The 13,465-nt window shown below is 70.4% G+C and carries 10 protein-coding genes; 3 read left to right on the top strand and 7 right to left on the bottom strand.

Going from position 1 to position 13,465, the window contains the following annotated elements:
* Positions 1-447 precede the first annotated feature (447 nt).
* Positions 448-2,133 carry a LuxR C-terminal-related transcriptional regulator gene (locus AC4BEG_RS35385; protein ID WP_490703767.1) on the bottom strand — a complete coding sequence of 562 codons (1,686 nt, stop codon included), beginning with the start codon at positions 2,131-2,133 and terminating at the stop codon, positions 448-450.
* Between the two features lie 311 nt (positions 2,134-2,444).
* Here AC4BEG_RS35385 and AC4BEG_RS35380 point away from each other — a divergent pair, with 311 nt between their 5' ends.
* Positions 2,445-3,395 carry a hypothetical protein gene (locus tag AC4BEG_RS35380; protein ID WP_490703766.1) on the top strand — a complete coding sequence of 317 codons (951 nt, stop codon included), beginning with the start codon at positions 2,445-2,447 and terminating at the stop codon, positions 3,393-3,395.
* Between the two features lie 193 nt (positions 3,396-3,588).
* On the opposite strand, the gene AC4BEG_RS35375 is transcribed toward AC4BEG_RS35380, so the two are convergent.
* The 3 genes from AC4BEG_RS35375 to AC4BEG_RS35365 form a co-directional block, all read right to left on the bottom strand.
* On the bottom strand, positions 3,589-4,014 hold the full coding sequence (locus tag AC4BEG_RS35375) for a VOC family protein (protein ID WP_490703765.1): 426 nt from the start codon (positions 4,012-4,014) through the stop codon (positions 3,589-3,591).
* Positions 4,015-4,235: 221 nt separating this feature from the next.
* Complete coding sequence (locus tag AC4BEG_RS35370; protein WP_490703764.1) at positions 4,236-5,414, bottom strand: AAA family ATPase; 1,179 nt, start codon at positions 5,412-5,414, stop codon at positions 4,236-4,238.
* 75 nt (positions 5,415-5,489) lie between these two features.
* Positions 5,490-6,230 carry an SDR family NAD(P)-dependent oxidoreductase gene (locus AC4BEG_RS35365; RefSeq protein WP_490703763.1) on the bottom strand — a complete coding sequence of 247 codons (741 nt, stop codon included), beginning with the start codon at positions 6,228-6,230 and terminating at the stop codon, positions 5,490-5,492.
* A gap of 205 nt (positions 6,231-6,435) precedes the next feature.
* Between AC4BEG_RS35365 and AC4BEG_RS35360 the strand changes: the two genes are divergently transcribed.
* The gene (locus tag AC4BEG_RS35360) at positions 6,436-7,242 is read left to right on the top strand and encodes an SDR family oxidoreductase (RefSeq protein WP_490707308.1); all 807 of its coding nucleotides are present in this window, start codon (positions 6,436-6,438) and stop codon (positions 7,240-7,242) included.
* Between the two features lie 30 nt (positions 7,243-7,272).
* Here AC4BEG_RS35360 and AC4BEG_RS35355 read toward each other — a convergent pair whose 3' ends face one another.
* The 3 genes from AC4BEG_RS35355 to AC4BEG_RS35345 form a co-directional block, all read right to left on the bottom strand.
* A complete protein-coding gene (locus AC4BEG_RS35355) occupies positions 7,273-8,694 on the bottom strand; it encodes an FAD-binding oxidoreductase (RefSeq protein ID WP_490703762.1) in 1,422 nt (473 codons plus the stop codon).
* A 171-nt stretch (positions 8,695-8,865) separates the two neighbouring features.
* Positions 8,866-10,050, bottom strand: a complete 1,185-nt coding sequence (locus AC4BEG_RS35350; RefSeq protein WP_490703761.1) for an acyltransferase family protein — start codon at positions 10,048-10,050, stop codon at positions 8,866-8,868.
* A gap of 545 nt (positions 10,051-10,595) precedes the next feature.
* Positions 10,596-11,816: a cysteine desulfurase-like protein gene (locus AC4BEG_RS35345; protein WP_490703760.1), complete on the bottom strand. Its 1,221-nt coding sequence runs from the start codon at positions 11,814-11,816 to the stop codon at positions 10,596-10,598.
* Positions 11,817-12,316: 500 nt separating this feature from the next.
* Between AC4BEG_RS35345 and AC4BEG_RS35340 the strand changes: the two genes are divergently transcribed.
* Positions 12,317-13,384: an AI-2E family transporter gene (locus AC4BEG_RS35340; RefSeq protein ID WP_490703759.1), complete on the top strand. Its 1,068-nt coding sequence runs from the start codon at positions 12,317-12,319 to the stop codon at positions 13,382-13,384.
* Positions 13,385-13,465: the final 81 nt, after the last annotated feature.

Below are 13,465 nucleotides of genomic sequence, written 5' to 3'. Positions count from 1 at the left end.
ACAGCGGCATGAATACGGCGATACCGGATGCGTAAGGCTACTTTCACCCGCGTCCCCCTGCCCCCTCGCGACCCCCGGTCCCATACGGCCGAGCGTCGCAACGTGATTTCCCGACGAGGTTCGCCTCCAAACCACCGCGCCATTCGGGCAGGTGGAAGCCGCCTATCCGTTGGGTCGGCGTCGAGGAACAAGCCGCTGGGGGCGAGTTGTCCCGGGTTCAACGCGTCGTGGAAACGCACTGCGGGACAGACTTTCGAACGGTGTCCGGACGGAGCCTTCCGGCCGACGGCGGGCATCCGCGTCGGCCGGAAGGCCCCTGTGCCGACGCGGCCACGGAGGCAGTGGCCGGCCGTTCGTCGGCACGCTGCGCGGCAAGCCCTGCCGGGGGCCGTCCTTGCCGCAGAGAGGGGTGTTCTCCTCCGGGGGTGACCGTGTGGTCTCCCGGGGTCATCGGGTGGTCTCCACCGCCCGACGCACCCTGTCCGATACATCCGTCAGCTGACGTAGGCATGCGGGAATGCGGGAATGCGGCGAAGAATCCCCTCCGGGATCGGGCACGCACACCCGACGCCCATCATTCCTCCCTGCCCGAGGAACCGTTCTGGTGCGGCGCTGAATGACGGCGGCGGCCAGTTCCACGCGCGAGGTCATAGCGAGCTTGCGCAGGATGTTCGACACATGGGTGCTGACGGTGCGCGGTGAGACGCGCATACGGGTGGCGATCTCGGGATTGGAGTCCCCTGCCGCCACCTGTTCGGCGACCCGGCGTTCGGTGATAGTGAGCGCCTCCCAGCCGTGACGCGCGCCATTGCGCGGCCCCCGTCTGCCGCGGTGGACGTCCACGGCGCACAGCCGGGAGGCGGCGCGGGCGATGTCCCAGCGAGCATCCAGGTGTGCGTAGATCCCCAGCGCCTGGTCGAGCAGGGTTCTGGCCTGCGCGGGCCGACGACGGGCCAGGAGCTCCGCCGCGTCGGTGAGGGCGTGCGCTTCGCTCAGTGGTCTGAGCGCCGTACGGTAGCGGTCGGCCGCCCTCAGCAGCAGCTCGGGGTCCCGGGCCAGCAGTCCTTGGCAGCGGTAGGCATCGCCGTGGTGGGACGGTCCCGCGCCGCGACCGGCCCTGGCACGGGACGCGGCGGCGTACCGCCGTGCGCGTCCCAGATCGCCGTGGGCCAGGGCCAGCCGGACCAGATCGGGGGTCAGCGGGCCGAGGACAAGGCGGCCGGGCAGATCGCCGATGCCGTGCTCGAAGGCGTCCGTGAGCCTGCGGTAGGCCCGTTCGGCATCCCCCCGCGCCTCGTCGAGAAGGGCTTCGGCGGACACCGGCAGGTACGCGTAGTACCAGGCGATGACGGTGGTTTCGGACGCCCCCGTGGCGGGAGCCTCAGGAGCCGCCGCGATCCGCTGCCCCCGGTGTACGGCGATCAGGCCCGCGATCGCGCGCAGCGCTCCGCTCAGGGCGCCGTGTTCGCCGCGGCCGAGCCCGGCTTCGACGTCGGCGAGAGCGTCGTCCCAGCGTCCGGAGTGGAATGCCAGGAGGGCACTGGTCAGGTGGTGCCAGGGCAGGAGGACACCGCCGATGCGCCGGCTCTCGTCGTGGACGGCGGTGAGCGCGCGCCGGGCGTCATGGCCGCGGTCGAGGGCGGTACATCTGTTGGCCAGTGTGAGTTGCAGTGCGATGTGCTGCGCGGGACGGTACGCGGGCGACGCGAGCCGGACCGTGTACCGGGCCAGGTCCAGCGCCTCGGTGCCGGGCGCTTCCAGGAAGCCTCGAGCGGCCAGCACATGCAGGGCGTCGGCCAGGGCGGGTCCGTCCCCGTTCGCCGTTGCCGTGTGCCGGGTGGCCGCGGCGACCGCCCAGGCTTCCGGCAATCTGCCCAGGGCGAGCAGACACACCGCCGCGAGGGCCCGGAACCGGACGGCCTCGGCGGCCGCCACGCCCTCTCCCTCGTACGCGGCGCGGCACTCCGCCAATGCCACATCGGCCCGGCCACGCCCGCAGGCGGCCTGGACGAGGATCCAGCGCAGGGGCCACTCCCACGCCGTGGCGAGCTCCGCGCATTCGTTCTCGCGGTCGGCGAGGGGAGGAGGCGTGAGGGATGCCGGTTTCCCGCTCCCGGGCGGTGTGGGGAACACGGCGGTCGTGGCAGGGCGAGCGGGTGCATCACGTTCTACGAAGCGTGGAGTGAGGGTCGTCCAAGCGTCCATGCTGGCACGGTTGACGGGCCACATCATGAGCCCTGCATGGGAAGATGATGAATACGTAACAATGCCAGGAGTCCCGAGTCCCCGCCGGTAGCGGCGATCGGGACGGTGGCCAGCACAGCTGTCAAGCGCCACCGGCGGCATCTCACCATATGGATGGCTGTGCGCCGCGAAGGTATGCGTGGGATAACGATCTCCGCAGATGGCTTGCCCTGCGCCCCAGCGCTCATAGCCTTTCGATCATGTCAATGTTTTCCCTTCGCCGTAATGGAGCACGCCTCACTCCTGAACTCGACGACGGGGAGCTGGCCAAGCTGATGAAGATGCTGCGTGACTCGAGCGCATGGGGCACCATCGGCGCGGCAGAGCTGGGCGCGGCTCGTGTGAGCGGCCTTCTGAAGCGCAACCCGGGCGACTGGGACCGCCGGGCCCACCGGGTCTCGGTGCTGGCCCATGCCCTGTCGGAGTCCAGCCTCCCGTCCGAGTGGGCCGCTCGTGAACCGAACAGCCCGGATGCCCTGGTGCTCCACACCTGGGTCCAGCTCGTCCGTGGCCGCAGGCAGGGAGGACTGCCCGACGCCGCCGCGGTGGTCGAGGAATGCCACCGGGCCGCCGAACTCAACCAGCACGACCCCACGCCGTGGGTGGTGCTGCTGGGCGTCTACCGCTTGGAGCGCTACCCGCGCAAGGACGTGTTCGCGCTGTGGCAGGAACTACTGTCGCGCGATCGGTGGCATCGCGAAGCACATCTGAGCATGTTGGAATTCCTCTCGCCCGACGAGGGCGGCTCCCATATGCACGTTCTCGAATTCATCGACGCGATGCGCGCCCAGATGCCGGCGAACGCGCCGTGTGCCGCGGTGGAGCTGACCGCACATGTCATGCAGTACCACACGGTGCTGGACAGGGGCGGAATGGAGGCGCTCCTCGCCCGCAACCACTGGGCCCAGCCTTCGGTCTCCCAGGCGCTGGACAGGGCGTACGACACCTGGCAGAAGCCGGGATTCTTCCATCACGCCGCGGCACTCGCCGATCTGAACCTCCTGGCCTACGCCCTCATCACCGCCAACCGGAAGGGCGACGCCACCCAGGTCTTCCGGCTACTGAAAGGGCGCGTGACCTCCTGGCCGTGGCAGCGGGACGGGAACCCGGTGGGCGAGTTCCGGCGGTGGCAGGACCGTCTGGGGGTCTGACGAAGGGCGAGCCGCCGACCGTCACGGCACGGCCGGGGGGGGGGGGGGGAGAACACCCCCGGCCATATCCCCGTGGCATTGGTCAGCAGGAGGACCTCGATACCGATCCGGCACCACTCCCCCGAACACCGGCCATTTCCTGGTTCGTTCGCTGACCTCGGCCACGTTCGTGCCGCGACCTCCCGGTCGCTTCTCAGGGCCGGATATAGGGCCGGGTCATGATCTCCATGTTGTGGCCGTCCGGGTCGTCGAAGTATGCGCCACGACCGCCGAAGAGGGTGTTGATCTGCCCGGGTTCGGTGTGGCTCGGGTCGGCGTAGTAGGTGGTGCCGGCCGCCTCCAACCGGGCGATCATGTCGTCGAACTGCTCGTCGGGCACCAGAAACGCGTAGTGCTGCGACTGGACGGGCTCATCGCGCTTCTCGTAGTAGTCGAGGGTGACCCCGTTGCCGAGGTCGATGGGCAGAAACGGCCCGAACGGGGCGCCGACTTCGAGGCCCAGGATCGTGGCGATGAACTCGGCCGACCGCTGCCTGTTCCGGGCGAAGACCGCGGTGTGGTTCAACTGGACGGCGTTGGTGGCGGAAGATTGCGGCTGGTCCTGCTGATTGAGCGTCATCAGTGAGTCTTCATCTCCGGGTGACTTGGGGTTCCACAGGGAAACGGAGGCACCGTGCGCGGCGCCCGGGTCATCGACGCGGGGCGGGAAAGGCGGGGCTCTGGCCCGCCTCGCGCTCACGCCGAGGCCGGGCGCCTCACTCGTGTACGGCCCATGGCCGACCCGGCAGTCACCCGACCGACCCTAATACCCGTCGAGGACAACGGCAATGCGTGGCCAACTTACCGCTTGGGCCAGTACCACAGGGGCTCGTCGAGGGTGCCCTGCCCGTCCACCAGTGTCCGGCCCGCCTCCTTGACCAGTTCGATGGTGTTCACCTCGGTACGGGATCGCCCGGCGCCGTCCGCGAGTGCGGTGGCCAGCGGGCGGGAGTGTGTGACCACCACGATCTGGGTCTCGTCGCATGCGCTCAGGATGAGACCGGCCAGCGCCTCGAGCAGTTCGGGGTGCAGGCTGGTCTCAGGCTCGTTGGGCACCAGCAGATCCGGTGGGCGCGGGGTGAGCAGCGCGGCCGCCCACAGCAGAAAGCGCAGGGTGCCGTCGGACAGCTCTTCGGCCCCCAGGGGGCGTAGCAATCCGTGCTGGCGCAGGGCCAGTTCGAAGCGGCCACCGCGATCGGCGACCTCCACGCGGCTGCCGGGGAACGCCGCGTCGATCGCGGTGTCGAGCGCGTCGCTGTCGCCGATCTCCCGGATGGTCTGGAGGGCCGAGGCCACATTGGAGCCGTCGGAGGCGAGGACCGGGGAGCGGGTGCCGACCTGGGCCGCCCGGGCGGGGGCGTGGGCGTCGGTGCGTACGTGGTCGTAGAAGCGCCAGGACCGGATGTGTTCACGGACGGCGAGCACATCGGGGGCGCGCTGCGGATCGGCCAGTTCGCTGAGCATGCTGTCGTACGGGCGCACGGCCCCCTGGGTACGGTTCCACTCCCCTTGGGCGTCTCTGGTGCGCACGGCGGGGCCCGTGCGTTCCGACAGCAGGGTGGCGGGCCGCAGGACGGCACCGCTCCACACGCATTCCCGCTTGATCTCCGGATCGCGGTCGAACAGGGAACGGGAGGGTGTGGGGTGGCCGAAGTCGACGGCGTAGCCGAACTCGTCACCGGCGAAGCCCAGGCGGAGGCTGACCGGTTCGGTCCGGACGGTGCCCTGGATGGGGTGGCGGCCCTCCCGCACGGCCCGTGCGGAGGTCTCGGGTCCGGCCCACAGCGCGGAGGGCAGTCCGCCCTCCCGGGCCAGGGCTGCGACCGCTCCCCCGCGCGCGGCGTCGGCGAGCAGACGAAGGGCCCGGTAGAGGCTGGACTTGCCGGTGCCGTTCGCGCCGGTGACCACGGTCAGTCGTCCCAGGGGGACCACCAGTCGGCGCAGCGACCGGTAGTTCTCGACAGCGAGTGTGGTGATCACGTACCCAGGCTATGTCACCCCCGTACCGGCCGTTCCGGCCGGATGCGCGGGTGTGATCCGGGCGAGGTCGCGCGATCAGTTGAGGGCGAGTTCGCCACCGCGTGCTTCGAGGACGGTGCCGGTGATGTAGCCGGCCCGCGGGGAGGCGAGGAAGACAACCGCTTCGGCGATCTCCTCGGGCTCGGCGGGTCTGCCCAGGATGGTGGTCCGTCCCAGCGCCTGGAGGATGTCCTCTCCCATCTCCACGGTGCCGGGGGTCCGGGCAGGACCGGAGCGTACGGCGTTCACCCGCACTCCCTGGGCGCCGAACTCATCGGCCCAGATACGGGTCAGCAGTTCCAGCGCGGCCTTGGAGGCGCCGTACACTCCGGCGCCGCGCGCCGGGGTGGTGGCTGCCACGGTGCTCATGTTGACGATGGCTCCGTGGCCACGGGCCGCCATGCCGGGTGCGAGTGCGCCGACCAGTTGCAACGGGGCGCGGGTGTTGACCGCCATGTGGGTGTCGAACATCTCGGTGGTGCCTTCCGGCGTGCTGGCGAAGCGGTAGATGCCCGCGTTGTTCACCAGCACATCGACCTCGCCCGCCTCGGCGGCCAGACGGCGTACGGCGTCGGGGTCGGCGAGATCGGCCGCGATGAATCTGGCCCGTCCGCCCGCGGCACGGATGTCCTCGACGGCGTCGGCTCCCCGCCGCGCATGACGGCCGTGGACCACCACCTCCGCCCCCAGCGCGGCGAAGCGCAGGGCGACCGTACGGCCGATTCCCGCGGTGCCCCCGGTGACCAGGGCCGTGGACCCGCTCAGTTCCGTACTCACGCGCACACTCCTCGACATAGCCGTCACACGGTGGTGGGGTGGCAGGGCGAAGCCGACAGTCGAGGTCTACCCCACATCGGCTCGTCGCGGCGGACCGGCCCGCCGTCCTGGGGCCGAACGGGCCATGGCACACCGTCCGCCCCGGGTACTGCCCCTGTACGTCGCGGAGTTGTCCGTCGTCGGATCGGCCGCGATGATCCTCTCCATGACCATCGACCCGGAAGCGCCGGACACCGACAGCGGCCACCCGGTGTCCGGCCCGCCCCGTCCGCTCGCGCTGGTCACCGGCGTGGGCCGCACGGTCGGGATCGGAGCGGGCATCGCCCGTCGGCTGGCGATGTCGGGCTGGGACATCGCCTTCACTTTCTGGCGCTCCTACGACGAGCGCATGCCCTGGGGCGCCGAGCTCGGAGCGGTCGACGCCATCATCGGCTCCCTCGGGGAGCACGGGGCGGCCACCGTGGCGATCGAGGCGGACCTCGCGGACCCGGACGCGCCCGCGAAGATCTTCGACGAGGCCGAACACCGGCTGGGCGGTGTCACCGCCCTGGTGATGTGCCACTGCGAGTCGGTCGACTCCGGGCTGCTCGACACCACTGTGGAGAGCTTCGACCGGCACTTCGCCGTCAACGCGCGTGCGACCTGGCTGCTGATCCGTGAGTACGGGCGGCGTTTCCGCGGTGTGCCGGGCAGCGGTCGGATCGTCGGTCTCACCAGCGACCACACCGCCGGGAACCTTCCGTACGGTGCGAGCAAGGGCGCCCAGGACCGCATCACTCTGGCCGCGGCGCAGGAGCTCGCGCACCTCGGTGTCAGTGCCAATGTCATCAATCCCGGACCGGTGGACACCGGCTGGATGTCCGACGAGGTGCGGTCGTACTGTCAGGACCGGACACCGCTGGGCAGGCTGGGCACCCCGCGGGACACCGCCCATCTGGTGGACTTCCTCTGCTCACCGCAGGGCCAGTGGGTCAATGGCCAACTGCTGATGAGTAACGGCGGTTTCGCCTGACGATGCGAGCGCGGGGTCGCGGAGCCGCGGCTACCTTCCCGCCATCCCCGCGGCGGCCTTCTGGCCCGCCGGGCGGGGTTTGATGTTGTGGTTGAGCCGGAAGACGTTGTCGGGGTCGTACCGGGCCTTCACCTCGGTCAACCGCTGGAAGTTCTCGGGGCCGAAGCCCGCGATGACACGGTCCTCGCCCTCCGCGCCGATGAAGTTGAGGTAGACCGCGCCGCTGGACCAGGGTCGGACGTCCTCGCGTGTGGCGCGGGCCCACCGCCGCGCGCGATCGTCGTCGGCCGGGTCCGCCCACAGCCCGAAGGGATGGACGATCCACGGCGCTCTCCGCCATGGCACCGGATAGTCCGCGGGGCCTCTTGCCACCGCCCCGCCCTGGGGGAACAGCACATGCTGGGAGGGGGAAGGGATGACCATGTCCGTCGCGCGGGCGCAGAAGAGGTTCACCGCCGGGTCCGGGAACGAGTCGAGGTATTCGGCGGACCAGTAGTTACGGTAGCCAGGCGGATCGTCGAGCATGCACTGGAGATCCGCGTAGGGCAGCTCAGTGATCATCTCGGCGTCGTGGCCGAGGTGCAGCAGCGGGGCGGCGATGGATCGGGCCTGCCGTTCGCGGCCGGTGAAGGTGATGAAGACGGCGCAGGCGAGCTTGTTGACCATGTCGGCGGGGACGAAGTCCTCCGGCGGAGCCGTGAGGTAGATGAGTCCGCCGCCGATCTCGTCGGGCGCGGATTCCAGGAAGTCGCGGTAGGCGCACGCCACGTCCCGGCCCGCTCCGGGGCGCCACATCAGCAGCATCGCGGTCACGACGGGGAGCCGATGCAACCGGAGGGCGAAGGAGGTGGCCACGCCGAAGTTGCCGCCGCCTCCGTGCAGGGCCCAGAACAGTTCGGGGTGCTCGTCCTCGCTGGTGTGCAGCGCTTCGCCCTGTGCGGTGACGAGGTCCACGGACAGGAGGTGGTCGCTGGCCAGGCCGAAGGCACGGTCCAGCCAGCCGGTGCCACCGCCCAGGACGAAGCCGCCGACGCCCGTGGTCGACACCCGGCCGCCGGTGGTCGCCAGCTCGTACGGTTCGGTCGCCCGGTCCAGATCGCGCATCACCGCGCCGCCGCCCACACGCGCCACCCGGGCCCCCGGGTCGACCGTCACCGCCCGCATCCGGCGCAGGTCGATGACGAGGCCGTCGTCGCACAGGGACATGCCCGCGACGCTGTGCCCGCCGCCGCGGACCGCGATCCGCAGGCCCCGGTCGCGGCCGAAGGCGATCGCACGGCTGACGTCGTCCTGGCTCTCACACTGGACGATCATCGCCGGTCGCCGATCGATCATGGCGTTGAAGATCGTGCGGGCGTCGTCGTAGGCCGGGTCGCCCGGCACGATCACCTCACCCGTCAGCCCCTCGCGGAGACCGGCGAGAGCCGTGTCGTCCATACCACCGGGTGTCATGGAGCCCCGCTCTCTCCCCCCGGGGGTGCCGCCCGGGCTCCCGTGGGGGCCTGGGCCCTCCTCTTCGATCGTAACGTCGGGGCGGACGCGGGACACAGCCGCTCGGGATGCCGACCCCGGTCCATCGTCCGAGGCCGGCCGTCCTCGGCGGTGGTGTGCGGTACGGCTGGGTCAGGGCAGCGGATCCTGCTGCGGTGCTCTCCCTGCCCGGTCGCGGTCGGCCCTGTCGCGTTCCCTCGTGTCGTCGCCCGTCGTGACGTGGTCGGGCGTGGTGTGGTCGGGCGTGGTGTGGTCCATGGCCGCGCCGCCGGTCGCCGCGGTCTGATGGGCGGGACGGGACCGGGGCCGGGAGTAGCGGCGCATCATGGGCAACTCGACGGTGTGCCACAGCAGGAGGGAGGCGAGGACGCATACCGTGGCCACACCGAGGGCGATGGCCGTGGCCGCGAGGGTGCCGAAGGTGCGCTCACCGAGCAGCAGGCGGATCGCGTACAGGATCGGGAAATGGATCATGTACAGGGCGAAGGACGCCTCGCCGAGCACCACCAGCCCGCGCAGAGCGAGCCAGGTGGGACGGCGGTCGATGTCGCGACGGGCGAGCGCGGCGATCATCACGGCGAGCGGCAGACAGGTGGCCGCGCCCCAGACGTACTCGTCCGGCAGCCGGGGCTGCGCCACAAAGAGGCCGATGAGGACGAGCAGCGGCCAGCGCATTCGTAGCGCGGGCCACCGGCCCGTCCGTACGGCGAGGGCGAGCAGCATGCCGAGGAGGAATTCCAGCAGCCGCACGGGCGGGAAGAAGTAGATCAGCCACCAGCGCTCCATGGACAGGGGCATCCAACTCCCGGCAGCGGTCTCGTCGGTGACGAGCGTGACCATCGCGGGTGTGGCGAGGATCAGTGCGGCGATCAGTGCGATCCCGGGCCAGATCCGGCGGGCGGGCAGGGCGTTCAGCGGCCGGATCAGGAAGGGAAAGAGAAGGTAGAAGAACGCCTCACAGGAGATGGACCAGGTCACCGGGTTCACACTGCTGAAGTCCGCCATGTCGGGGGCCCAGGTGTGGACGAGGAACAGATTCTTCACGGCCTCGTCGATGGCCGGGTCCGGTACGGGGAGCAGTGTGGCCGTACCCGTCGCCATGAGCAGGACCAGCATGAGGGTCCAGGTCACCACGTGGTTGGGGAAGATCTTGACGAACCGGCGCCGCCAGAAGCGTCCGGCGGTGTCGTTCGGGCGGAGGGTCCAGGTCAGCACGAAGCCGCTGAGCATGAAGAAGGAGGAGACGGCCGCGGCACTGAGCATATGGGACCTGTCGGCGGCCTCGTAGATCGCCTCGTCCGCAAAGAGTCTTCCCAATGTCAGGACATGACCGAAAAGGACCGCGCAGGCCAGAAGAAATCGATAGCCGGTGAGCGAGGGGAGCCTGTCCGGATGCGGTAAGGCGCTGGCCATGGGATGCCTTTCCGTAATGTGGGAAGCGAACCGGAATGAGCATGCCCGGAAAGGACCCTCGGAGCACCGCGTAGGGCAGAGAACTTATTTACGAGGAACGGACGGAATGGCAGCCGAGCGCGCCGCTGTCATCGTTCGGCTCGGCAGGCCGCGGTGACCGACCTGCCGGACGGCAGGGCTGGATGACGGACCGCCAGGTCATGGCCGGAGGGGTGGTGGCGCGGACCGCGGCGCACCCTTGCCCCGTACACCTCTGAGGGCACGGCGGGGGAATCGGGGCTTCGGTGTGCGACGGGGCGCGGCAGCACACGCCCCGTCGCGCCGGAAAGCTCTCCGGGCTGGGTGCCCGATGGCCACCGCGTCCACGCTCCGGCCGAGGCGAGCACGGACGGCGTGCGGACGGCGTGCGGACGGCGTGCGGACGGCGTGCGGACAGTACGCCGAGGGCTTCAGGGGTGTGTGACCGGCTCGTTCAGGAAGTCGGACAGGCCGTTGAGCAGCCGGTCCACATCCTCGGTGCTGGTGTAGGGGGCCAGGCCGACCCGGAGCCCTCCGGTGTCGCCGAGCCCCAGCCTGCGGGACGTTTCCAGCGCGTAGAAGGAGCCGGACGGGGCATCGACACCACGGGCGGCGAGACAGCGGTGAGCGTCGGCCGCGTCACGTCCGTCGATGGTCAGCAGGAGGGTCGGGGTGCGGTGCGCGGACCGGGAGTGGACCGTGATCGCGTCGAACGCGGCAAGGCCCTCTTCGATCCGCAGCCGCAGGGAGTCCTCGTACGCTTCGAGGGCTTCGAACGACGCGGCCAGCCGCTCCCGGCGGCCACCCCGGGCCGCCGGGTCCAGGACCGCCAGGAAATCGACCGCAGCGCGCGTTCCGGCGAGGAATTCATAAGGAAGGGTGCCGAATTCAAAACGCTCGGGGACGGCGTTGGTCGACGGCAGCAGTTTGTCCGGGGTCAGATTCTCCAGGATTTCCGGACGGCTCGCCAGAACACCGAGGTGAGGGCCGAGGAATTTATACGGGGAGCAGGTGAAGAAGTCGGCCCCGAGCTGGACTATATCGACATGGGCGTGCGCCGTGTAATGCACACCGTCGACATACAGCAGCGCTCCGGCGGCATGGACCATGCGGGAGATCTCCGCGATCGCCGGGCGGGTGCCGATCAGGTTCGAGGCGGCTGTGACCGCGACCAGCCGGGTGCGGTCGCTCAGTACGGCGCCGATGTGATCCGGGGTCAGCTCGCCCGTGGCCGGATCGAAGTCGGCCCAGCGGACGGTGACGCCCGCACGGGCGGCCGCCTGCACCCATGGGCGGATGTTGGCGTCGTGGTCCAGGCGCGACACCACGACCTCATCGCCCGGCGCCCAGGTCGTAGCGAGGGTGCGGGAGAAGTCGTACGCCAGCTGAGTGGCGCTGCGGCCGAAGACGACCGCACCCGGGTCCGCCCCGAGCAGGTCTGCCAGCGCGAGGCGTGCCTCCGCGACAATCGTCTCGGCGTTCCGCTCCCCCACCGTGAGCCGGCCCCGGTTGGACAGGGGGTTGGCCAGCGCCTCGGAGACGGCCTCGATGACGGGCTGGGGTGTCTGTGTGCCACCCGGTCCGTCGAAGTGCGCCGATCCGGCCTTCAGGGCGGGGAACTGTGCGCGGACGGCGGCAATGTCGTACGTCACGGGCGACTCCTTGGACGGGTGATCGATTATGGAGCCGTCGTGGGCGGGAGGGAACACCACGGTCAGCTCCTCGCTCCATGGACTCGGCGGCCGTGCGACCCGCCGCGCCCGGGGCGAGCGCCCGGACACCCACCCTGCTTCAATCAGTACATTCAGGATCAGTCGGATAAATAACCTGAGTCCGGACGCTTTCCATCACGAAGGGCCGGGACGCGGAAGGCGGTGGCGCCGACGTGAGCGACGGGTCTCTCCCTCCGTCCGATGGACCGGCATCCGACGGAACGGCACACAACAGCGCGGAAGACAACGGACCGGAGCGGGGCGAACCGGAGCGGGGCGGACCGGAGCGGGGCGGCGCGACAAGCGGCGAGGAGCACTCGAGCGGGAGTACGCCGCGGCGCTCACGACCTCCGCGCAGGGCGGCCGGTGGCCGTCCGCGCCGTGCCTCACGGGCCGCCCTGGCCCGTGCCCGGTCCGGATCCGCGGCGGTCGCCGCGGCCATGCGCGGCACGAGCGGGGACGGTGGGCTCGTCCATCCCGGGCTGCGGATGGCCGCGGCGTACGCATGGCGGATCCTGGTCGTCGGAGTCGCCGTCTATCTGGCGTTCACGGTGCTGGGGCGCTTCGAACTCGTCGCGATCGCGGTGTTCCTGGCACTGGTGGCCACGGCGCTGCTGCGCCCGCTGGCCGATCTGCTGGCCCGGGTGGTACCCCGGCCACTGGCGGTGGCGCTCGCCATGTTCGGCAGCCTGTTCCTGGTGCTGGGGCTGCTGGCGCTGGTGGGCAATGCGGCGGCCGGTGAGGCGACCAGGCTGGTGGGTGAGTTCCGCGGCGGCATCGGCCGGATCCAACGCTGGCTGGAGGGGCCTCCGTTCCATGTCCGGCGCGGCACCCTGGACGGGCTGCACGACAGGATCAACTCATTTGTCGTCCATCACCGCGGGGCGCTGATCAGCCAGGCGCTCAGCAGTGCGGGCCGCGCGGTGGAGGCGCTGACCGCGGCAGTTCTGGCGCTGTTCTGCTCGATCTTCTTCGTCCACTCCGGCGACGGGATGTGGCGTCGGTTCCGAGGACAGCTCCCGGAAGCCGCCCGGTCGCCCTGGGACCGGGCCGGACGGGCGGCCTGGAGCACGTTCGCCGGATACACCCGGGGCATCATCCTGGTGGCGGCCACCAACGCGGTCCTGGTGGGTGTCGCGCTGTTTGCGCTGCGGGTGCCGCTGGCCCTGCCGCTGACCCTCCTGGTCTTCTTCGCCACCTTCGTCCCCCTGATCGGGTCGCCGATCGCGCTGGCGGTGGCCACGGTGGTGGCACTGGCAGGGCGCGGGCCGGTGATCGCGGCGGTCGTGCTGGCGCTCATCGTGATCGTCGGGCAGCTCGAGGGCCATGTCCTGCATCCGCTGGTGATGAGCTGGGCGGTGCGGCTGCATCCGGTGGTGGTCGCCATCTCGGTCATCGGCGGGAGCATCATCGCCGGGGTGGTCGGGGCGGTGGTGGCCGTGCCCATGGTGTCCGTCGCCTGGTCGGTGACGCGCGCGTTGCGCGACGTTCCGCCCGAGGGTGTCTGACGGGCAGCCAAGGGAGCCTTGTCGCAAAAACCTCAGGGACCTCAGGGGCTCCGGGCGGACGGGGCGAGGTCGGCGAATTTA

It is taken from the genome of Streptomyces sp. JLBJ103 (assembly GCF_058215575.1).
This window is presented reverse-complemented; position numbering and strand designations above follow the sequence as displayed.